The organism is Paenibacillus ottowii (assembly GCF_006874425.1).
GTDB lineage: Bacteria > Bacillota > Bacilli > Paenibacillales > Paenibacillaceae > Paenibacillus > Paenibacillus ottowii.
The window spans coordinates 31,966-54,538 of record NZ_VIJZ01000002.1 but is presented as its reverse complement, the minus strand read 5'-3'; the positions used below and the strand labels follow the sequence as shown (position 1 = coordinate 54,538).

The 22,573-nt window shown below is 44.2% G+C and carries 21 protein-coding genes; 19 read left to right on the top strand and 2 right to left on the bottom strand.

Annotated elements, in window-relative coordinates; genetic code table 11:
- Positions 1-322: 322 nt before the first annotated feature.
- Positions 323-949 (bottom strand): transcriptional repressor LexA, encoded by a 627-nt coding sequence (gene lexA / locus FKV70_RS04225; protein ID WP_063212612.1) that lies wholly within the window; start codon positions 947-949, stop codon positions 323-325.
- Between the two features lie 189 nt (positions 950-1,138).
- Here lexA and FKV70_RS04220 point away from each other — a divergent pair, with 189 nt between their 5' ends.
- The 4 genes from FKV70_RS04220 to FKV70_RS04205 all read left to right on the top strand — a co-directional run bounded on the left by FKV70_RS04220 (position 1,139) and on the right by FKV70_RS04205 (position 3,394).
- Positions 1,139-1,507, top strand: coding sequence for a LysM peptidoglycan-binding domain-containing protein (locus tag FKV70_RS04220; RefSeq protein ID WP_142611930.1), 369 nt, complete (start codon positions 1,139-1,141; stop codon positions 1,505-1,507).
- Between the two features lie 107 nt (positions 1,508-1,614).
- The gene (locus FKV70_RS04215) at positions 1,615-1,821 is read left to right on the top strand and encodes a DUF896 domain-containing protein (RefSeq protein WP_016821948.1); all 207 of its coding nucleotides are present in this window, start codon (positions 1,615-1,617) and stop codon (positions 1,819-1,821) included.
- A gap of 115 nt (positions 1,822-1,936) precedes the next feature.
- Positions 1,937-2,446 carry a hypothetical protein gene (locus tag FKV70_RS04210; protein WP_142611929.1) on the top strand — a complete coding sequence of 170 codons (510 nt, stop codon included), beginning with the start codon at positions 1,937-1,939 and terminating at the stop codon, positions 2,444-2,446.
- Between the two features lie 153 nt (positions 2,447-2,599).
- A complete protein-coding gene (locus tag FKV70_RS04205) occupies positions 2,600-3,394 on the top strand; it encodes an HAD family hydrolase (protein ID WP_196771847.1) in 795 nt (264 codons plus the stop codon).
- A gap of 95 nt (positions 3,395-3,489) precedes the next feature.
- Here FKV70_RS04205 and FKV70_RS04200 read toward each other — a convergent pair whose 3' ends face one another.
- Complete coding sequence (locus FKV70_RS04200) at positions 3,490-4,032, bottom strand: 1,2-dihydroxy-3-keto-5-methylthiopentene dioxygenase (RefSeq protein WP_142611927.1); 543 nt, start codon at positions 4,030-4,032, stop codon at positions 3,490-3,492.
- A 283-nt stretch (positions 4,033-4,315) separates the two neighbouring features.
- On the opposite strand from FKV70_RS04200, the gene metH reads away from it, so the two are divergent.
- The 15 genes from metH to FKV70_RS04125 all read left to right on the top strand — a co-directional run bounded on the left by metH (position 4,316) and on the right by FKV70_RS04125 (position 22,569).
- On the top strand, positions 4,316-7,756 hold the full coding sequence (gene metH / locus FKV70_RS04195; RefSeq protein WP_142611926.1) for a methionine synthase: 3,441 nt from the start codon (positions 4,316-4,318) through the stop codon (positions 7,754-7,756).
- 88 nt (positions 7,757-7,844) lie between these two features.
- On the top strand, positions 7,845-8,777 hold the full coding sequence (rnz, locus tag FKV70_RS04190; protein WP_142611925.1) for a ribonuclease Z: 933 nt from the start codon (positions 7,845-7,847) through the stop codon (positions 8,775-8,777).
- 499 nt (positions 8,778-9,276) lie between these two features.
- Positions 9,277-10,086 carry a TIGR01457 family HAD-type hydrolase gene (locus tag FKV70_RS04185; RefSeq protein ID WP_142611924.1) on the top strand — a complete coding sequence of 270 codons (810 nt, stop codon included), beginning with the start codon at positions 9,277-9,279 and terminating at the stop codon, positions 10,084-10,086.
- Between the two features lie 65 nt (positions 10,087-10,151).
- Complete coding sequence (locus FKV70_RS04180; RefSeq protein ID WP_142611923.1) at positions 10,152-10,970, top strand: Fpg/Nei family DNA glycosylase; 819 nt, start codon at positions 10,152-10,154, stop codon at positions 10,968-10,970.
- Positions 10,960-11,808, top strand: a complete 849-nt coding sequence (locus tag FKV70_RS04175; RefSeq protein ID WP_196771842.1) for a deoxyribonuclease IV — start codon at positions 10,960-10,962, stop codon at positions 11,806-11,808. The genes FKV70_RS04180 and FKV70_RS04175 overlap by 11 nt, the downstream gene beginning before the upstream one ends.
- Before the next feature lie 70 nt (positions 11,809-11,878).
- Positions 11,879-12,217, top strand: a complete 339-nt coding sequence (locus FKV70_RS04170; RefSeq protein ID WP_063212621.1) for a cyclic-phosphate processing receiver domain-containing protein — start codon at positions 11,879-11,881, stop codon at positions 12,215-12,217.
- Entirely contained in the window at positions 12,214-12,528 is a 315-nt protein-coding gene (locus FKV70_RS04165; protein WP_142611922.1) for a thioredoxin family protein, read from the top strand. Before FKV70_RS04170 ends, FKV70_RS04165 begins: the two co-directional genes overlap by 4 nt.
- Entirely contained in the window at positions 12,525-13,298 is a 774-nt protein-coding gene (locus tag FKV70_RS04160; protein ID WP_142611921.1) for an ABC transporter ATP-binding protein, read from the top strand. Before FKV70_RS04165 ends, FKV70_RS04160 begins: the two co-directional genes overlap by 4 nt.
- Before the next feature lie 22 nt (positions 13,299-13,320).
- Entirely contained in the window at positions 13,321-14,379 is a 1,059-nt protein-coding gene (locus FKV70_RS04155; RefSeq protein WP_142611920.1) for a 23S rRNA (cytidine(2498)-2'-O)-methyltransferase RlmM, read from the top strand.
- Between the two features lie 178 nt (positions 14,380-14,557).
- Positions 14,558-16,051, top strand: coding sequence for a serine/threonine protein kinase (locus FKV70_RS04150; RefSeq protein ID WP_142611919.1), 1,494 nt, complete (start codon positions 14,558-14,560; stop codon positions 16,049-16,051).
- A 41-nt stretch (positions 16,052-16,092) separates the two neighbouring features.
- Positions 16,093-17,070, top strand: coding sequence for an SAF domain-containing protein (locus FKV70_RS04145; protein ID WP_142611918.1), 978 nt, complete (start codon positions 16,093-16,095; stop codon positions 17,068-17,070).
- A gap of 22 nt (positions 17,071-17,092) precedes the next feature.
- The gene (locus FKV70_RS04140; protein WP_142611917.1) at positions 17,093-17,806 is read left to right on the top strand and encodes a hypothetical protein; all 714 of its coding nucleotides are present in this window, start codon (positions 17,093-17,095) and stop codon (positions 17,804-17,806) included.
- A complete protein-coding gene (locus FKV70_RS04135; RefSeq protein WP_142611916.1) occupies positions 17,803-18,660 on the top strand; it encodes a P-loop NTPase family protein in 858 nt (285 codons plus the stop codon). The genes FKV70_RS04140 and FKV70_RS04135 overlap by 4 nt, the downstream gene beginning before the upstream one ends.
- Positions 18,660-20,495 (top strand): ATPase, T2SS/T4P/T4SS family, encoded by a 1,836-nt coding sequence (locus FKV70_RS04130; protein WP_142611915.1) that lies wholly within the window; start codon positions 18,660-18,662, stop codon positions 20,493-20,495. Before FKV70_RS04135 ends, FKV70_RS04130 begins: the two co-directional genes overlap by 1 nt.
- Positions 20,485-22,569, top strand: coding sequence for a hypothetical protein (locus tag FKV70_RS04125; RefSeq protein WP_142611914.1), 2,085 nt, complete (start codon positions 20,485-20,487; stop codon positions 22,567-22,569). The genes FKV70_RS04130 and FKV70_RS04125 overlap by 11 nt, the downstream gene beginning before the upstream one ends.
- The last annotated feature ends 4 nt before the right edge of the window (positions 22,570-22,573 follow it).

The following is a 22,573-nucleotide window of genomic DNA, read 5'->3' as shown; positions in this document are numbered from 1 at the left end:
ACCTATGTATCTAAGTGTTTAATAAAAAAGCTCATGCTTGCCTGCGTTCGCCTTCCCACCTTTACGTTATATTAGGAAGGATACAGTGGGTTCACATGAGTCAAATTTCCATATGATTAGCTTATGAAAGGAACAGAAAAGAGCAGACGGAACTGTCTCGAATAATGGGGCGGATATTATAGTGGAACAATGTAAGTTACCAAAAAGGAAAGATTAACTGTTAGACGCATACATAATAAAGATACTAACAATATAAAACCGGCTCACCTAGGTGGCCGGTTTTATATTGTTAGTAGTATAACGGGGAAGAAAGCACGATAAATCAGTGGAAGTCCCGGAAGAGTCCAATAACCTTGCCCAATATGCTGACGTGTGTCAGGCGAAGTGGTTCAAAGGCTGGATTTTCAGGTTGAAGCCGGATATGGTCTTTTTCTTTGTAAAAGGTTTTAACTGTAGCTTCGTCTTCATCTGTCATAGCTACAACAATGTCTCCGTTATCAGCGGTCTGCTGCTGACGTACGATTACATAGTCTCCGTTAGCAATACCAGCTTCAATCATGCTTTCGCCTACAACAGATAACATGAATATTTTATCCTCACCAACAAAGTGTTGGGGAAGAGGAAAGTAATCTTCAATATTTTCTGTCGCCGTAATAGGAAGACCAGCGGTTACTTTGCCGACGACGGGAACACGACTAATGGAGTAATTAATCAAGTTGCTGTTATCCGACTCGTCTTGACCGAGTAATTCAATAGCCCGTGGCTTCGTAGGATCGCGGCGAATGAGTCCTTTTTTCTCCAGACGATCCAAATGACCGTGAACTGTAGAACTGGAGGCCAATCCGACTGCCTCGCCTATTTCGCGTACAGAAGGGGGGTATCCCTTTAGACGCACTTCATTGCGGATAAATTCAAGAATGGCCTGCTGGCGGCTCGAAATCTTAGACATACCGTATCAACCCCATTTAGTAACGTTTGGGAAAATTATAGCATAGAACCTCCGTTCGTACAAACATAAGTTCTAAATAATCCCTAAAAATATTTACGAACTTTTGTTCTCTTTTCTATTGAACAAAACAAACGTTCGTGTTATATTGTGAAAAACATAAGAACAAACGTTTGGAGGACGTGGCCAATTATGAAATATAGCACTTATCAAAGTATTTTCTCGATGAATTTAGAAGATTTACAGGTGACCCGAAAAGAGGGGAAGTTGCGTTTGTTACAGATATATACCAATACTCTTTTACTTAAGCTTCTTGTACTTGTCATTGTCGTTTGGGTTGCAGGGGCAGGTGTACTTACGGTTTTTGCAGCTCCTTCCGTTTCTAAGGAAGAAGTGATTAAGCTAACCGTACAACCTGGAGATACATTATGGGAGATTGCAGTGAATCACAAGCCGGAACGAATGGATACACGGGTATATATTGAAGGAATCGTGCGTATTAACGGTTTGGAAGGTGGAGGAGTACAGGCAGGTCAGGTACTTAAGCTTCCACACTTCTGATTTACAGACTATAGAGCTTGTCAGGGAGCGCCATGCGGGAGCCTTGACAAGCTCTTTTCTACATGTCAAAGTGTATTATATCTTTGCTTTTATGGAGGGGACACAATTTGGATATAGACAGCTTGGTACAGCGCATTAATGAATTAGCGCGCAAAGCGAAAGCCGAAGGATTGACGGAAGAGGAAACCACAGAGCGCGCCAATCTTCGGGAAATTTATTTAGGCAACATTCGTCGTAATTTTCGGCAGCAGCTTGAAACCATTGAATTTGTGGACGATGATACGTCGAAGGGAAATGGCGGGCTGAAGCATTAAGGTCGCTGAAGCCTGCATCATTTGCCTTTTGTTTTAGGTATCTTTCCTGGTATCTATATAGATCAGCTTTAAGGCAATTGTTTTCATGTAATATTTATGGGAAGGGAATTGAGAGATGGCCCGATCATTTGAAAGAAAAGTACGTAAAAACACAGCACATTTAAATAAAATACGCAAGAAACAAGGCATTCAAACCATTAATGGTGCAGGTTCAGCAATGGACATTTTCCGTGGCCGTAATATTACTGTACCAATCATGCTGGCTGGTCTTGCCGTATTGTACATGCTTATGAGTTACTTTTTGACTAAGACCGGCATGCGGGGAATGGATTGGCTTGTATTTGGCTTGTATTTGATGCTGGCTGTGATCTTCTTCATTCGTCGTCCTTATTTAAAGGTAGGAAAAGACACCCTTTATATGTTAAAAGGTGGTAGAGAACGCCCGATGACAGCAGGGGACATGAAAGCGATCAAAATTGAAAAGGGCTACGTTACCGTTGAAAGAAAAGGCAAGGGCGGTAATTTTATCTTCACAAAATCACTGGGACGCTATGACACGGATGCCATTGCAGAACGCCTTGAAAAGTTTGCACTATCCAATCAGATACAGGTAGAAAAGAAATAACGGATTTAGCCTGTAGCTGTAAGTAAGGCCGTATGATGTTATTTTTTTATATAACATGGTGCGGCCACTTGCTTAATATGCGCACATAATGATCTGATACGTGACCAAACAGACAGACCTACATATACAGTGGAAAGAGAGTGGATAATTCATATGACGATTCAGGCGATAATGTTTGATCTTGATGACACCCTTCTGTGGGATGAACGTAGTGTAGAAGAAGCATTTGATGCAGCGTGCCAAACAGGCTACCGAGAAACAGGTACTGATCCCAAAACTCTGGAAGAAGCTGTTCGCAAGGAAGCGCGCGCTTTGTATGAGTCCTATGAAACCTTTAGTTTTACTCAAATGATTGGTATTAATCCGTTTGAAGGACTGTGGGCGAATTTTACAGCAGGTGAGCAACCTGAATTCCGTCAACTGGAACAGTTGGCTCCTGTATATCGAAAGGAATCATGGCGCAGAGGGCTTCAGCAGTTGGGGATAGATAATGAGGAGCTGGCGCAAAAGCTAGCTACCCAATTTGCTTCGGAAAGACGTGCACGTCCACATGTATATGAAGAAACGTTTGAGATACTGGAACAATTGAAGGGGCAATACAAGTTGTTATTGCTGACAAATGGTTCCCCTGATCTACAACAGGAGAAACTGGATGGGGTTCCTCAATTGGCTCCTTTTTTTGATCATATTGTCATTTCAGGTTCATTTGGTCGGGGCAAACCTGATCCTTCGATATTTGAGCATGCCTTGGGACTTTTAGGTATTGAACCTGAACAAGCTCTAATGGTAGGAGATAAGCTGACGACTGATATTCAAGGAGCTTTGGCAGCCGGTGTACATTCGGTGTGGGTGAATCGGAACGCTAAAACCAATAGCACCGAGATTAAGCCTAAGTTCCAAATCAAGCATTTGTCTGAATTGCACGGAATTATTCAATCGCTAAAGTGAGAAATCCACAGTCTTCAAAAAGATATCAAGAAACTCCCTTCGCTCGATATGATACAGAGCAGAGGGAGTTTTCTTATGCGCACCCTAAATTATGATTAAGCTTTAATGAATGTTGGATCTTCGAATGGTTCGGCAATCCAGCCATTTTCTTCGATGAACAAGCGGACTGCGACGATCTTTTGATTTCCCATTAAAGTGAAGAAGTGCGGAGTATTTTCAGGTACGGAAATAACGTCACCTGGTGAAAGCTCTACATTAAAATAGCCGATCTCTTCAGAGCCTTTAATGATGAAAATCCCTTTACCAGCAACGATGGCACGGATTTCATCCTCGGTATGAGTGTGAATTTGCTCGAACTTGGCCAGCAGCTCGTCCAGATTCGGCGTTGCTTCAGATAAGGTGATAACGTCCCATATTTTATATCCGCGACGTGCGGCTAAATCCTTGATTTCGGATTCAAATGTGTTAAGAACAGCGGCTTTTTGATCATCTGTCAGTGTAAAGTTTTCTTGCAGTTCCCCTGACAGCTTGGAAGCATCCCAGTGTTCATACAATACCTGGTGACTCTCCAAAAATTCACGTACTTCTTCCTCACCGCTAATTCGCTCATTCGTGTTACGTATTAAAATTTCTGCCATATATAATTCACCCTTTTCCACTTGGATTAATGTTATATAAAGAATACCATGTCTTGAACTGTTGTACAATATAGGATTAAAACATTGATAAGGGGAACGTCTATAACTAAAAAATACAGTTTAAAGACGTTCGTCTATAACGATGCATACTTTAAAAATAGATCAGTCAAGTCGTTTATGGAAAAGAACAGCCTGTATAAAACGTATGTTTTTACTTCAATCTATCTAAATGATACGGTTTCTGCTAAACTAGGATTTAACGTTTTGCGGGGGTGAAGAAATTTTGGATAAAGTTAGCTTGCAGGATGCGTTACAACGAAGAATACTGCTTCTTGATGGTGCTATGGGCACTATGATTCAGCAAGAGGACCTTACTCCCGCTGATTTTGGTGGGGAAGAACTCGAGGGCTGCAACGAGATGTTGGTCTTAACGAGACCGGATGTCATTCAAGGGATTCATGAAGCATACTTGGAAGCCGGAGCAGACCTGATTGAAACGAATACATTTGGAGCAACGTCCGTTGTTTTGGCGGATTACGATATACCAGAACGTGCCCGTGAAATTAATCTGGTGGCAGCCAAACTGGCGCGTAACGCGGTGGATAAATACAGCACTGCGGACAAGCCTCGTTTTGTTGTAGGAGCTATGGGTCCAACCACGAAAACCTTGTCTGTCACAGGCGGTGTTACATTTGCAGAGTTGATTGAAAGCTATCAGGAGCAGGCTTTGGCGCTTATTGAAGGCGGGGTAGATGTTCTTCTATTGGAGACTTCACAGGATACGCTGAACGTTAAAGCGGGAAGCATTGGAATTCGTCAGGCTTTTGAGCAGACAGGGATTGAGCTTCCGTTAATGATTTCTGGCACGATTGAGCCGATGGGAACAACGTTGGCCGGACAAAATATTGAATCCTTTTGCATCTCACTCGAACACTTAAATCCAATCTCGATTGGACTGAATTGTGCTACAGGTCCAGAGTTTATGCGTGATCATATTCGTTCTTTGTCTGAAATGTCCTCTGCAGCTATTAGTTGTTATCCAAATGCGGGTCTGCCCGATGAAAATGGTCAATACCATGAATCGCCGGATTCATTAGCTCGTAAAATGGCTGCTTTCGCTGAAAAAGGCTGGTTGAATATCGCAGGTGGCTGCTGCGGTACCACACCAGAGCATATAAGGGTTATGAGTGAAAGTATGGCGCAGTACGAGCCTCGTCAGCTCGTAGGTCATCATCCTCCCGCTGTATCAGGTATTGAGCCTGTGTATATTGAACAGGACAATCGTCCATATATGGTTGGTGAGCGAACGAATGTTCTTGGTTCCCGTAAATTCAAACGATTGATCGTGGAAGGCAAATATGAAGAGGCGTCTGAAATTGCTCGCGCTCAGGTAAAAAGCGGTGCACATGTCATTGATATTTGTGTGCAAGATCCGGATCGCGATGAGATGATAGATATGGAAGCATTTTTGAAACTGGTCGTAAACAAAGTGAAAGTACCGTTGGTGATTGATACCACGGATATTAAAGTTATCGATAAAGCTCTTCAGTATTCGCAAGGTAAGGCCATTATTAACTCCATTAACTTGGAGGATGGTGAAGAGAAATTTGAGAAAATGGCCCCTATTATTCATAAATATGGTGCTGCTGTTGTTGTCGGAACGATTGATGAACGCGGACAGGCAATTGCGCGTGAGGATAAGCTTGAGGTGGCCAAACGTTCTTATGACCTGTTGGTGAACCGTTATGGTCTGGCAGCAGAGGATATCATTTTTGATACGCTCGTATTTCCGGTAGGAACAGGGGATGAGCAATATATTGGTTCCGCGAAGGAAACGATTGAGGGCATACGTATCATTAAAGAAGCTCTCCCCGGGGTTCATACCATATTGGGCATCAGTAACGTATCCTTTGGTTTACCGGAAGCGGGTCGTGAAGTACTTAATTCTGTCTATTTATACGAATGCACCAAAGCAGGATTGGATTATGCGATTGTAAATACAGAGAAGCTTGAACGCTATGCATCTATCCCTGAGCATGAACGGAAATTGGCAGAAGATCTGATCTATAATACAAATGACGATACGTTATCTGCATTTGTAGCAGCTTTCCGTAACAAGAAAGTGGAGAAAAAAGAGAAGATATCAAACCTTTCGCTCGAAGAACGACTGGCTTCCTATGTCGTGGAGGGAAGTAAGGAAGGACTGATCCCGGATCTGGAGCAAGCGCTCGCCAAATATTCTTCCCTGGAGATTATTAACGGACCGCTGATGAAGGGAATGGAAGAAGTAGGGCGGCTCTTTAACAATAATGAGCTGATCGTTGCGGAGGTTCTGCAAAGCGCTGAAGTAATGAAAGCATCAGTTGCCTATTTAGAGCCGTTCATGGAGAAAAATGAATCCTCGGTAAAAGGTAAGATTTTGTTGGCTACGGTCAAAGGTGATGTGCATGATATAGGTAAAAATCTGGTGGAGATTATTCTATCCAACAATGGTTACCATATTGTAAATCTGGGTATAAAAGTACCACCAGAACGCATCATTGAGGCTTATCGTGAAGAAAAGGCTGATATGATCGGACTATCCGGTTTGCTAGTTAAATCGGCACAACAAATGGTGCTAACCGCACAGGATTTGAAAAATGCGAACATTGATATTCCAATAATGGTTGGTGGAGCTGCCTTAACGCGCAAGTTCACTAAAAATCGTATTCGTCCTGAGTATGATGGACTAGTTGCTTACGCAAAAGATGCTATGGATGGTCTGGATATTGCCAATAAGCTTATGGACCCTGAATCCCGTAAAAAAATGGCTGAGGAAATGAAGGCTGAGCGTGAGGCCGAAGCGGCAACAGTTGTGGAAACCAAGCCGCTCCCTAAGCTTACTCGGGCTGTACGCTCTAGCATTGCTCAGGATTTGCCTGTGTATATTCCACCGGATACGGATCGCCACGTATTGCGTAACTATCCGTTGAATTATATTCTGCCTTATGTGAATATGCAGATGCTGATGGGGCATCATCTTGGTTTAAAAGGGAATGTTGAGCAACTGCTAGCTTCGGGGGACCCGAAAGCGATTCAGTTGAAGGAAACTGTGGATAGCATTATGTTTGAGGCTGTGACAGACGGAATCATTCAAGCGCATGCTATGTATCGTTTCTTTCCAGCACAATCCCAAGGAGACCAAATTCTGATCTATGATCCGTCGGATGTGAGCAAGGTACTGCACACATTTACGTTTCCGCGTCAGCAGGTAGAGCCTTATCTATGTCTGGCTGATTTTTTGAAACCAGTGGAATCAGGGGTTATGGACTATGTAGGTTTCATGGTTGTTACCGCTGGCCATGGTATTCAGCAGCTATCTACCCAGTGGAAAGACAAAGGGGATTACCTGCGCTCACATGTACTTCAAGCGGTAGCGCTCGAAGTGGCAGAAGGGCTGGCAGAACGGCTTCACCACATAATTAGAGATAGCTGGGGTTTCCCGGACCCCGCCGATATGACGATGAAGCAGCGGCACGGCGCCAGATATCAAGGGATACGGGTATCCTTTGGCTATCCGGCATGCCCGGATCTGGAGGATCAGGGACCGTTGTTCCAATTGTTAAAACCTGAGGACATTGGCATTGAGCTAACGGAAGGGTTTATGATGGAACCGGAGGCTTCAGTATCAGCCATGGTGTTCAGCCACCCTCAGGCGCAGTATTTTAACGTCGAAAAGGTTTAAAAGGTTTAACACCTCTATCAGATGGGATAGCAAATACCCTCCGAGCTTCGGAGGTTTTTTGCTGGTCAGCAGGAAGAAGGTAAATGTCATGGAATTATATTTTCTCGGTACGAATGCAGGGGTACCTACAATTCAGCGAAATGTAACATCCATTGCTCTTCGTTTATTAGAGGAGCGTAGAAGCATGTGGTTGTTTGACTGCGGCGAAGGCACTCAACAGGAAGTATTGCGTTCGCCGCTCAAGCTGAGCAGACTTGAAAAAATATTTATCACTCATTTGCATGGGGATCATCTTTTTGGTCTGCCGGGCCTTTTATCGAGCAGGGCATATCAGGGAGGCACGGCACCTCTGACGGTTTATGGACCGCCTGGGCTCCAGCAATATATCGAGCTATCTTTAGGGATCAGCCAATCTCGTATCAATTATCAACTGCATATTGTCGAGCACACGGGCGGAGTTCTGTTCGATGACGGGCAATTTCGGGTGGAATCAGCATTGCTGGATCATCGGATTGACAGCTATGGTTACCGTATTATAGAAATGGATAAGCCCGGTAAGCTTAACCAAGAACTGCTGGAGCGATATGGGATCAAGCCTGGCCCGGTGTATGGTAAATTAAAGCGTGGAGAAAGCGTGGAAGTAGAGGGCGGAGTTATTCTGCATCCTCAGGATGTATTGGGTTCACCTAAAAAAGGGCGTATCATCACTATTTTAGGTGACACCAGACCTTGTCCAAATACAGTACTGCTGGCACGAGATGCAACTGTCGTCGTTCATGAAGCCACTTTTCTGCATGATCTGGCGGATACGGCGTATGAGTATCATCATAGTACGGCACTCCAGGCAGCGGAAGCTGCAAAAGCCGCAGGTGCAAGCCAGTTAATTATGACGCATTTTAGTTCTAGGTATAAAGATCAGGAGCAGCTTCAGCCTTTGCTGGAGGAAGCAAGAAGCCTATTTCCCAATTCATCGCTTGCGGAGCAGCATGTATTGTTACCGATAGCCGATACCGGTCAATAAACGATTGGAGATACGATATGTGCAAAGGTGCCGGGGCTTGCTCCGGTGCTTTTCTTTTTCACCAGAAATTATTTTCCGGGAAAGCGCAGAATGCGACAAGAGGTGAGACGGTAAGAGAGTAGGGAAGACGAAATTGTTCTACCACATATGGAGGCGTGTCATATTTGAGTTTCTATATATCGAATTTAAAGGATTTAGTTGCTTGAGTTTACTCAGGAAATACAGGAAATTTCCTTTGAAGACGTGGCATCTTCGATGGAATTCGACGAAGAAATGATCTTATGTAATGTGAGACCGACGGCTTTTAGCGAGGAATGACGCTATTTTGGATGGTTTACCAGCAATTCATGGACTTCATATGCATGTTTGACTTAAGATAGATGAGATGAGTGGAAAGGACCTCTATTTAATGATCTAAGTATTTCAGGTGGTTAAATAAAAAGGGAGAGTACCATTCATGGAGTGAATTAATTATGTTCAATGTTATGATGAAATTGAAGTGGGGGAGGGGATTGCAATAAAATCGTTACTAATTGATCTGGATGGAACACTTTATCATGGGAAGCGGATGATCAAGGGTGCGGATCTGTTCATTTCCCGATTGCGTTCGGAGCAGATACCTTATGCATATGTCACAAACAATGCTTCGCGCACACCCGAATCGGTAGCCGAGCATTTGGTTCGTATGGGAATTGAAGCAGTTAGTCATGAAGTATACACTTCGGCGTTAGCAGCTGCACAATATGTTGCCCAGCAAAGTCCTGGAGCTCATGTATATTGTATTGGTGAAACGGGATTACGCGAGGCACTCATGGGAGCTGGCTTGCAGCTTGTTCAAGACCATCCTGATTATGTGGTACAGGGGATTGATCGTCAATTTACATATGAAACGCTGGCAGCTGCCATGCGTTGGATTCGGGAAGGCGCTACATTCATTTTGACAAATCCGGATCTACAATTGCCTTCGGATGACGGACTTACACCAGGTGCAGGTACAATTGGAGCTGCTATTGAAGCTGCGTCACAGGTCAAACCGGTCGTCATTGGCAAGCCTTCAAGTGTGCTAATGAATTATGCACTGAATCGCTTGAACATTAGAGCGGATGAAGCTCTGGTTGTGGGCGATAATATGCTTACAGATATTGCGGCAGGTGCAGCAGCAGGTTGCAAGACAGTTTTGATTCTTTCGGGCGTGACGACCCGCGCTAATTTGGATGAACATATTCGTGCCGTTGGAGTGAAACCTGACCTGATGTTTGAAAATTTGGAAGAACTGCAGGGATGGATGAAAGAAGAGCTAAAGTCATAAAAATATATGTCTTAGAAATGTGTGAGAATTAAAAGCTATGTAGCTACGAAAGGAAAGATGTTGATATGCCGGAACTTCCCGAAATGGAAAACTACAGAATCTTATTATCAAAACAAATTTTGGACATCCCGATTACTGAAGTGACGGTTACCCGTGAAAAGTCCATTAATTCTGAAGTAGAAACCTTTAAAAAACAATTGCTGGGTGCGACTGTTGTATATTTAGAGCGTCGGGGCAAGCAATTGATTTTTCATTTAAACACGGGTAAACGGTTGGTACTTCATCTGATGTTGGGAGGATTATTGTATCTGGGAACGGAGGAGCAACGTCCAAACCGTACAGTTCAGATCGAATTGAATTTCAGTGGAATGAAGCTTTATTTTATCGGACTGCGCTTAGGCTATCTCCATTTGCTGACGGCTAAAGAAACAGATGAAGCTCTGTCAGATCTGGGACCTGATCCGTTAGATCGCCGGATGACATTGGAGAATTTTACAGCACGTCTAAAAGGACGACGCGGAATTTTGAAAACAACACTGGTCAATCAGCAGATCTTTTCGGGGATCGGCAATTGCTATTCGGACGAAATTGCTTATATCGCCGGATTTACCCCGGGTTCCAAGATACAAAACATTGTACAGTCTCCTGAAAAAGTGGAAAAGCTATATCATGCTACTCAATCCGTACTTCGTGAAGCTACTGCGGAGGGCGGTTATATTGAAATGCCTCTGATGGAGGGAGACACACTAACAGGTGGCTTTGATCATCAGTGTCGAGTGTATGACCGTGAAGGAGAAGAATCTCCAAGCGGTGGGAAAATTGTAAGAGTCGAGCTGGCGGGAAAAAAAGCATTTTATTGCCCGGTGCAGCAGCATGATGCCTAAATTGCTCATCGGCTCCCACGTGAGTACGCGTGGTGGCTTTTCCAAAGCTGCTATACGTGCGCGAGAGCAGGGAGGACGTTCATTTCAATATTTTCCGAAAAATCCTCGTAGTCTTAGGCTAAAGGAATGGAGCTCCACAGATGCCGCTGCTTGTAAAGCTTACTGTTCAGAGTACCAGCTTCAATCCATTGCTCACTCGCCATATCCCGTTAATCCAGCTCATGGTCGCGAACGGGGTCAGGAACTTTATGACCTGATGGTTACTTCATTACGCAATGATCTGGATATTGCTGAAGCCTGTGGATCGAAGGGGATAGTTGTTCATTTTGGACATCTGCATTCGTCTGACCCGCTGGAGGGCTATCATAACATTATTAACTGCCTTAATGATGTGCTGGGTGGCTGGCAGGGAAATGCTAAAATATTAATTGAAAACCAAGCTGGGGATCACGGTCCTATGGGAACTACGCTGGAGGAAATGGTCCAAATTCGCCAACTGTGTCGAGATTCTGGCAGCATCGGATTTTGCCTGGACACTTGTCATGCATATGCAGCAGGTTTGTGGAACGGTGGAATAGACGAAGCATTGCTTGAAAAAGGAGATCGTCTTGGCTATTGGTCAGCGCTCTGCGGAGTTCATTTGAACGATTCCAAATACCCGTACGGCTCAAAAAAAGACAGACATGCGCGCGTGGGGCAAGGTTACATTGGTACTGAAGGTATGCGCTGGATAACAGAACAAGAAGCTGTAAGAGGTATTCCCGTCGTTTTGGAGAGTGAAGCGGGATCTGATGGTACACATCAGGAGGATATTCAAATGATTCAAAGCTGGCAGTAAAATGTACAGAGGATAATAGTACTAAGCGACTTATGTAAGCTTACTTTTTGGGAAGAAGGAGGAGAAGTTGATGTATTTGTTTATGGACGATTATCGACCTTGTCCTCCAGGTTTTAAGCTGGCAAGGGACGCGGATGAGTGTCTGCTTCTGCTTCATGAATACCCTATATCGATCCTGTCGTTAGATTATGATTTGGGTCCAGGCCAACCGACGGGAAAGGATGTAGCTGCTGCTATTGCAAGTAAACAATTATATCCGCGCGAAATTTACTTGCATTCCTCCAGTCCACAGGGGCGGCAAGCCATGTATGAACTGCTTTATGCGAATAAGCCGGAGGGAGTCACTGTGCATAACGGACCCATTCCTGAGGCGCGTATGCAAGAGATCATAAGCGAGTCCAAGCGATGAAAGAGGTCGGACAAAAGGAGGCACGCCGTGCCATATGGGAGGGATGCAAGCTGGCTTTGTTTGTATACACTCCCATGTGTGGGACATGCGCGGCTGCCCGTAGAATGTTGGAGGTAGCAGAGCATTTGCTTCCCGAAGGAACAGTGGTACAGAGCAATATTAACTATATTCCTGAACTAGTGCAGGAGTATCGGATTTCCAGCGTCCCGGCGCTTCTTATATATAATGGTGAAAACAAAAATCCTGAAATCATCTACAAAATGGAATCTGTAGAACACTTGCTGAGCAGGATAAGGAGCGTGATGGAATGATATCCATGAAAAACATTACATTACAGCGCGAAGAAAGACGTATCTTGGACGATGTAAGCCTGGAAATACGAGATGGTGAACATTGGGCTATTTTGGGTCGAAATGGTTCCGGCAAAACAACATTGTTGGAAATGATGACAGGGTATATGTTTCCAAGTCGTGGCACAGTTGAGGTGCTTGGGCATACGTATGGTCAATGTGATGTGCGGGAAGTTCGCAAGCAGATCGGATACATTAGCCAGACATTACTGGAAAAGCTGGCGCTAAAAGATCCCGTTTGGGAAGTAGTGGCTACAGGTGCGTATGCTTTTTTACGTTTTTATCAGGAGATTCCGACGGAGGCAAAAGAAAAAGCCGTATCTCTGCTGGAAGGTATGAATTTAGGCGATCTTATTCATCACCCGTTGGGCACATTGTCGCAAGGAGAACGAAAAAAAGTGATGCTGGCCCGCTCGCTGATGGCTGAACCTCGTCTGTTGATTATGGATGAGCCTTGTGCAGGGTTGGATTTATTTGAACGGGAAAAAATGTTGGTCGAGATTGATCGGCTTCGCAAGCGGGACTTATCAGTGGTCTATGTAACTCATCACATTGAGGAGATTGTCCCCCTCTTTACGCATGTTGCATTGATTCGGGATGGCAAGATTGCAGCTGCTGGACCGAAAAAAGAAGTTTTAACGAAAGAATTGATTATGCATACTTATGAAATTCCAGTTGAGTTGGAATGGGATGGAGAACGTCCCTGGATTCGGGTGTGCGCTGGAGGGTAACGTTATTTTGGAGGAACTATACATGAATACAGATGAGCAGGGTGAGTCCACTTTGTCGACATCGAGATTTGTTTGTACGGCCAACCATGGTTTTGCACCCTATGCTCAGGAGGAGCTTAGAAGATTATTTGGCTCTGTGAAAAGCACGATGCTTCTACCTGGTGAAGTTTTTTTAGCAACATTACCTGCTGGAGAAATGGAAACAGTGAGGACGATTGCAGGCCAACCACCGATGTTTCTGCGTCATTTGTTCCCTGTTCATTTTCAGGAGGAAGGAACGGATCTAGTTCAAGTGCAAGAGCGCCTGGTTGCATTTATCCGTAACCGTAAGGAACTGATAGATCAACGTGTTTCTTTGCAAGTACGCAAGGGAACTAATAGCAGTTGGACTGAAAGCGCAGGTGCGCTCAAGCTGGCCTTGAGTGAACAACTAAGTGATCTACCTATGGAGTTGGTAGTGCAAGGCGCCGATGTTATTGTGTCCGTTTTTGCAGATACGGATACGTGGTACGCTGGCGTATCACATCCTCAGGACAACCTATCGGATTGGAGCGGAGGTGCGGTTCGTTTTCAGAAGGAAGAAGGACAGATTTCTCGTGCTAAATTCAAGCTATTGGAAGCAGAAGCGACATTCGGCATTGACTTTAGCGCTTTCCATCAGGGGCTTGATATTGGGGCAGCACCGGGCGGATGGACTTCCTTCTTGTTGGAGCGGGGACTGAAAGTTACTGCTGTTGATCCAGCCAAGATGGACCCCTCACTGATGAAGTACGCTAATTTAACATTTCTGCGTAAAAATGCAAGTGAAGTTAAATTTAAAGAGAATTCGTTCGATTTGCTGGTTTGTGATATGAGTTGGAGTCCAAAACAGATGGCAAGGCTCGTTACTGATCTACTATACAGTTTGCGCAGTGGTGGTACGGCTATCGTAACAGTCAAGCTAATGCATAAAAAGCCTTTGGCGCTCATTCATGATGTGATTGCTTCATTTGAGGAATCCGGCATGCAAATTCAGCGAGCTAAGCAGCTTTTCCATAACCGAGATGAGATTACCCTGTATATGATTAAGTATGGAAAATAATTCTTTACAATAGATTAGGTATGCTATATAATAAGTCCAAATTGTTCCTTTAAAAAATCATTATGTTAAATCAAGGGAAAGCATCCCGCGAATATTGTTTTCATGAACTCATGAAGACTGCATTTTGCGATGGCTTTCCCTTTTTTGCGTTGTCTGCGTATAGAAGGGAGGTAAGAGAATGATGAACCAACCATCACATTTAGAATTTGGGTCAATAGTCGGTGAGCGTTACCGAATTATTCGCACGTTAGGTTCCGGAGGCATGAGCCGCGTGTTCATGGCCGAAGATTTAAAGCTGCCGGGTAAGCAATGGGCAGTGAAGGAGTCGGTAGCCGATGTAAAAATGATGAAGTTTATACGGACAGAAGCCGAAATGTTGATTTCGCTAAGCCATCCACGTCTGCCGAGAATTGTTGATTTTTTTGAACATCCTCCATCCGGTGCGATATATCTGGTCATGGACTATATCGAAGGAATTACACTAGAAGCATACATGAAGGGCTACCAAGGCTATATTCCACAGGAGCAAATCATTCCCTTCGCTTTGCAGGTGCTGGATGTACTTGATTATTTGCATACCCGTCAATTGCCAGTTATTTATCGGGATCTCAAACCGGCGAACATTATGCTGACACCGGATATGGAATTTAAGCTGATTGATTTTGGGATAGCGAGGAGTTATAAGGATGAACTGGATCAGGATACGATAAAGCTGGGCACAGTGGGCTTTGCCGCCCCTGAACAATATGGAACAGGTCAGACAGATGCTCGCTCGGATTTGTACAGTCTGGGGGCTTTACTATTGTATCTATGTACGGGTGGTAAATATAGCGAGTGGACAACAGGAGTTGAAGGGTATATTCGTGGGGAATTGCCTCGGCATTTGATCCCGATAATACGAAAGCTGCTACGGCATCATCCTGAGGAACGATTCCAGTCTGCTGAGGAGGTCATTGGAGAACTGAGGCGCAGTGCAGACTTTAAGTCTGTTCAACCGGGAAAATCTGTTAGTAATGATTCGATCGATTATGCGGGTACAAGGGTAGTAGCTGTACTGGGTGTGTCTTCCGGTTCTGGTGCAACGCACACAGCAATTGCGGTGAGCCACTATTTGGCTCGAAGAACCCGCTCCGTAGCATTAGTTGAACTGCATAGTACAGCTAAGGCATTTGCCCGACTTCATGAAGCCGTAGAAGGCATAGCTGCTGGGCAAGCGAGTTCAAGTCGGCGTTTTGAAGTCGACGGAGTCCATTATTGGCGGCAAACATCTCGTGCGGATGTCATTTCTTTGCTGGGCGGCTCCTACAGATTTATCGTATTGGACTTGGGGAGTGGGCAGGACAATGAACGATTGGAAGAATTTTTGAGAGCCGATTACCCGCTAGTTGTTGGCTCAGGAGCCGAATGGAGAGTTCAGGATATAACGGGTCTAGCCCGATCTCTTCAGCGTCATCCGCAACGCAAATGGAATTACTGCTTGCCATTGGCAACCTCAGAGTCTGTCCGCAGGTTACGAAAGGAGCTGGATCACGATAAAGTATTTGCGCTGCCGTTTCATTCAGATCCTTTCGAGCGTGATGATGAAATGGATCAGGTATTGGACGAACTTTTTCGTGGAGTCATTACAGTTGCTCGTAAAAAACGTTTTAGGTTCCTTAAACGGCAGCGCTAAATCGATAGGTATATATTAAAAAGAGAAAGGGGAGAAGCTGTGTGTCCAAGCTAAGAAAAAGCAGCAAGCAAAAACTATATGCAGGCTGTATTGGGGCAGGAATGGTAGGCATTATCTTTGTGGGCTACCTAATGGTAAATACCCATCAAATGAGTGAGATCAGGAAACAGGCAGAGGTCGAGGCTGAACAGAAATGGAAACTGAATGAACAAGAGCAACGGACGGCGAAAACAGGCTGGGCGGTTGTTCGTGACATTTCACCAGGCGAACAGATTACATCTAAAGATTTGAAGGGAATTAAAGTTCCTGGTTCTCAAGCTCCGTCTAATTTATTAGCAAATAGGAGCGAAGTTTCTGGCACCACAGCCAAGATAGAGCTTAAAAAAGGATCTGTGCTTACAACGGCTATGATTACAGCTGATGAACCTACACCTAAGGATCTACGCAACCGTGAGCTGAAAGTGGTAGTACTACCCAGCAGCCTGAAGTCAGGGGACGAAGTGGATATCCGCATTCAATTTCCAACAGGCCATGATTACATCCTATTATCCAAAAAGAAGATATTCCGACTGGAAGGTTCAATCGTATGGGTCACTATGAATGAGCAGGAAATACTCTCGCTTTCGAGTGCGATTGTAGATGCCTATCTACATAAAGCATCCATCTATGCTTTAACATACGTAGATCCCCAATTTCAGCCCAAGGCAATCCCGACTTATCCACCTAATGCGCAGGTGTTAGCGTTAATGAATAGTGATCCGAACTTGATCCGTGTTGCTGAACAGAAACTGTCCAAGCAGCTACGAGATTCTCTAGAAAATGCTATTAGTTCTTCAAACAATGTGATTTCAACACCTGTGGAGAGAAGCCTTAGTGAGGAGATTGCATCTCAGGATGCAGGCGCAACTATTGAAGACGCAGCAAATGGAATTGTCGATTCAAGAAGTGAAGAACAGGATCACAAAGAACAGACGAAGATTCTAACGCAGGGCGGTAGCTCTGATCCGTATGCCCAATAAATGAGAGAAAAGGAACGGAAGTATGAAAACATGGATATTTGCCGGTCTTTGTGACAAAAGCGATACCTTATTAAACATAAGCAGTGTATTGGCAGCTTCCGGCCAACAGGTACTGCTTGTGGATGCTACACGGCAGGGGCGGTACCGGTATAGCATAGGAATGCTCGATAAACCACTACCTATTACGAAGTTTTGTGGATTTGATGTAGCGATTGGATTTACAGCGTGGGAAGATCTGCATATCGGTATGCTGGCTGATCAAAAGTCAGAACAGACTTATGACATTGTTATCTTGGATATAGAGCTACCTGATTTTTGTCCGATTTCTGTTTGGAAAAAGGCGGAACTGCGAGTTTGGGTTAGTGATTATAGCCGCATGCTCATGCACAACGGACAGAGTTGGCTTGACCATTTGTTTGATCAACCTGACTTTCCCAAAGACCTTGTATTTCACAAGCTATTTATACAGGCAGTGGATTGCGGTGTGGAGGAGTCGTATTTATGGGAATACATGAACCGCTTTCCTGCCTTATGGCAGCAAGAACCGTATGTACTACCATGGGATGAGGGGCAGCTTGCTCTAAAGCTGGAAAATGAGCATAAAAAACAGCTTTTGCTAAAACCTCTATCCAGAATATATAAGAGAGAATTATGTCGTTGCATTGGAGAATGGATGAGTTGGGAGATAAAAGAGAGTCGTCGTGCGCTAAAGCGTGCGGAAAGGAGGAGAGCATGAGCACTATTTTGTTTTGGAGTCCCATTAAGGGAGCAAGTGGAAGTAGCTCATTAGCTGCAGCAGTAGCCATTACACTAGGTAATTTATATAGAGGAAGACTATTATTGACTCATTTGGGCTGTAGGCATACCGGTATTGAATCAGGATTTCCTATCCAGGAGTACAGTATGGACGATCCAAGTCTACAAATTCAGGAAGGAGGCTGGGATGCTGTTTCACGTTTAGTTCTAAGAGGGACGCTGTCTAGAGAAAATATTCGTAACTATACGGCACCAGTACTGGAACACACACTGGATATGCTTGAGGGAACCTCCGGTTTTGGAGCTACACCGCCGCTACTTTCCCCTAATCTTGTAAGGGTGGTGATCGATACAGCGAATCAATATTACGATTTAACGCTGATTGATGCAGGAAGTGGAGTAGGCTGGGGGGCTGTACAACATGAAGCATGCGCACAAGCCAAACTGGCCGTTCTTTCGCTCACTCAGAATATGCGTGAGTTGGACGCTTATTTTGATTCTGTGTCTCCGTTATCCACATATTCGTCATTACCCTTATTAATTGTCCTTGGAAAATATGATGTGCGTTCACAAGCAAATGAAGCGAATATCCGCAGGAGATATGGCTACAAGGGTACTTTGCACACAGTTCCTTACAGCACCAAATTTATGGACGCATGGAACCGAAGGGATGTGATTGGTCATGTGCAGCGCGAGGTACGAAGTGGAAAAGAGCAACAGCGAAAGCTTTTTAAGTCTGTAGGTTGGGCGCAGGGCGTACGGCAAATAAGCAAAGCTATTTTGGAGACGGTGGAGTCCGATCTTCGGCTCAAGGCTTTGGAGAGGGGCGCTTAATGCTGTCTGCTTATGTGATCAACGGATTAATAACTACTTGTATTTTGTTGTTGTGCACCGTACCAATTATTGTTAAATATCGAGGGAAGTTTCACCCGCAACGTTCAGCTCTTCAAGTAGAAGCAAAGAGCGAAGATGCCACATTCGAAGCATTGCTAGAGTATATCAAAAATGCGCTTCATGAACTAAGTCATAGCCAGATGGCGGATGCAGGATTACATGAGGAGGAATATAGGCGACGTATCCATCAAAGGGCGGAGCTACGAAGGGCGTTAAAGAACTGTGCCAATGGCAGCATTGGAGATAAACGCTTTGTTAAAAACCTGATGAGTGAGCTTCTGGTTAACGGTTACGGGTTGAACGAGAAAATCGCCGATACTGTAATGCCATTCTCCAGACCTGAGTTGTTTAGCACACAGGATCAATTCGAAATTATTTTTTACCAATACCAGCAGAAGTTTGGCGCGGATGCACTATCACGTTTATTGGATACCTATGACTTAGCCGAAATGAGGTACTCACAGCCAGGTGAAGAGGATGGAAGCTACTTCGTAACGACAGAGGATATCCGCTATATCTATGACTGTGAATATCGTCCCCTGTCTTTTATGGAGAAAGTGGATATTATTGTGCAACGGATGTATCAGCATTACAAAGGCTTTTCTGTCATTGATGATATTCGCGACCAGAGGATTGATGGTGTAAGTGGGGGTGTCAGTGGTATGCCGGAAGGTGGTATTTCTTCATCACCACATTGGCCTTCGGATAGGTATGTGTTTGAACAAACGTCTGCGCCCACAACGAATGGATATGAGAGCATATGGATTTTCTACAAAGGTAAAACTATCCATCTTTCATTCCTTTCCTTCGGATCGGAACGTGAGCTTAAAAGGGTGTGTCAAAATATTTACAAATACAATTATCCGGGACAGCTTTCTGAAGCGAATGGTTATAAGGTCAACGAAATGAAGGATGGATCACGGGTAGTAGTAGTGCGCCCTCCTTTCTCTGAATCATGGGCCTTCTTTGTCCGTAAATTTGATATTCAAAGCACATCGCTGGAACAGTTAATTAGCGGGGGAAACGCTGATTTTCCAATTCAGCTGCTATCTTATCTAATGAAAGGCAGTCGGATTACTGCAATTACAGGCGTGCAGGGTTCAGGCAAGACAACCTTGTTAATGGCGATGGTCAAACATATTTACGCTTCGTATACGCTTCGCGTTCAAGAAATGGCTTTTGAGCTGCATTTGCGTAGCATTTACAGTCGCCGTAATATTCTTACCTTTCGAGAAACAGATCATATTTCAGGACAACAAGGTCTTGACTTGCAGAAAAAAACAGATGGAACCGTCAATATTTTGGGCGAAGTAGCGAGTGATGAAGTAGCTGCCTGGATGATTCAAATGTCACAGGTTGCCAGTCTATTCACTATTTTTACTCACCATGCTAAAACATTTCGTGATCTTGTATTTTCACTTCGTAATTCACTGCTCAAAACTGGGGTATTTCAGCATGAAGGCATTGCTGAAGAACAGGTAGTGCATGTCATTAATTTTGATGTGCATCTCAAGCGTGATGCGGAAGGGCGGCGTTATATCGAACGGATCACAGAATGTGTGCCGCGTAATCCAGAGCATACGGAAGTAGATCCCAATGCTTCATCAAGCTATAGCTATCGCCATGTCATGGAGTATAGAAATGGAAGCTATATACCCATGGAGCCTTTAACACCTACAAGTGTAGAAGAAATGGGTGAGCAGATGAATGCAAAGGATGCAGCAGATTTCCGCAGCTTTTTGACCCGTTATTGGGAGGAAAACTATGAGTCTTAAAGAAATTATGTTGTGGGTTTTGCTTATATCAGGTGGGGGATTTGCAGTACTATTTATAGCTTTGAATTGGTTGCATAAGCATCAAAGCTATGCAGTACGCAGAGGTCGAATTCATTCTGTACAGGAAGGGCGAAAAGGAAAAGCGTTACTTTCACGGGAACTGCAAACTCTGATGCACAAATTGTACACGCTGTGTATGAGGGTTCCTATCACATCCGGATACATCACGAGTGTACGTAAACGACTAGCTGGTCAGCATGCATACGATGAGTATAAGCTTCGTCTTCAAACCATGAAGATGATATTGTCCGTCTGGTGTGCTTTTGCTTGTAGCAGCGTTGTGCTGTTAATGATGAAACCAGGAATAGAGTTTGCTATATTGGCCGTTCTATGTGGAGTGGTAATTAACAGCCTTATTATAGATGTAGCTACTAGCCAAGTGGAAAAAAGGCTACTTGCGCAAATGATCGAGTTGTTTGCCAATGTACGTCATCACTATCATCAGCACGGTATGGTAGAAGAATCCATATCTGAAGCGGCCGATATAGCAGGAGCAGAGGCTGGAAGACATGCACGACTCATCCATGAGGCATTAACAGATGCTGATCCGCATGAGGCACTCGAAAGATATTATGAATCGGCTCCCAATCGGTTTTTAAAAGCCTTTGCCGGTATCTCGTATATGGTAATGGAGTTTGGTGATCGGATTGAGGAAGGTGGTTCCATCTATTTAAAGGGACTAAGCAGTCTTGCACGTGAAATCCAGTTGGAGTTGCTGCGGAGAAATAGACTGGACTATCTGCTAAAAAGTTTGAACGTGATCGCACTGGCCCCCGTCTTCTTTACTACCCCAATCGAGAGATGGGCGAGATCCAGCTTTCCATCCATGGATGAGTTTTATCAGGGGAAATTGGGCTATATCATCAAATTGATTGTGTACATTGTTATCATCCTATCCTACTTTCTGTTGCAGAAACTGCAACAGTCCGACGAGACAGGATATCGTGCGGGTAAAGGACGGAGAGTGTGGGAGCAGAAGTTATACCGTTTGCCCGTCATTCGAAATATGGTGGATTCTTTAATGCCTCGGCAGCATATGTCATCTTATTTCCAGATAACCCGACTATTAAAGGAAAGTGGTGCGGAGGTAAAGCTCGAGTGGCTCTACATACGCAGAATCGCTCTTTTTATCTTAGGATTAGTGCTTAGCATCGGTACTATATTTGTTTTACATGAAGCTGAAAAAACGCACATCCTTTATGCACCAGTACAATCAGGCCAAATGTTTGGACGTTTAAGTCCGATCGAGGAAAAGGAAGCTTTGAAGCAAAGTGAAATTGACCGCGCAATCATGCAAACACTGAACATGAAAGCGGACAGCACATATGAGCAAACGTACGCTACTTTAGAGAATTTTGCTAATGGCACAGCTACTCCAGAGGAGCTATCCAGGAATACTCAACGAATCCTCCAGGAACTGAAGGAGTGGAATGATGAATACATCAAGTGGTGGGAAGTACTGATTAGTATGGTTGCTGGGTATGTAGCCTATCAACTGCCCATGCTTTTATTATATTTGCAGCGGAAAATGCGTCGTTTGGATATGAAGCATGAGGTATATCAGTTTCAAACGGTTATTTCCATTTTACGGGCCATGGAACGAATGTCTGTTGAGGAAATATTGGAGTGGTTGAACAGATTCTCAGTGATCTTCAAAAGACCTCTGCAAAAATGTCTGCTTCATTATGAACATGGACCAGAGGCAGCTCTCGATTTGCTGAAAGAAGAAGCGCCTTTGCCGGAATTTCAACGTCTAGTGGACAAGCTCTATTTGTCTTTAGGCAAAATTACGATTCGAGAGGCATTTGATGATTTGGAATCCCATATGTCCTACTATTTTGAACAAAGAAAACAGGAGTATGAAAAAATAATAGACAGCAAGGCGATCTGGGGGAGGATGATTGGGTTTGCGCCGATGTATGGTCTTATCTTTTTATATTTGGTGATTCCGCTGATCGGTATGAGCTTTGTTCAAATGGATAGCTATTATGAGCAAATACAAAAAATTCAGTAAGTAA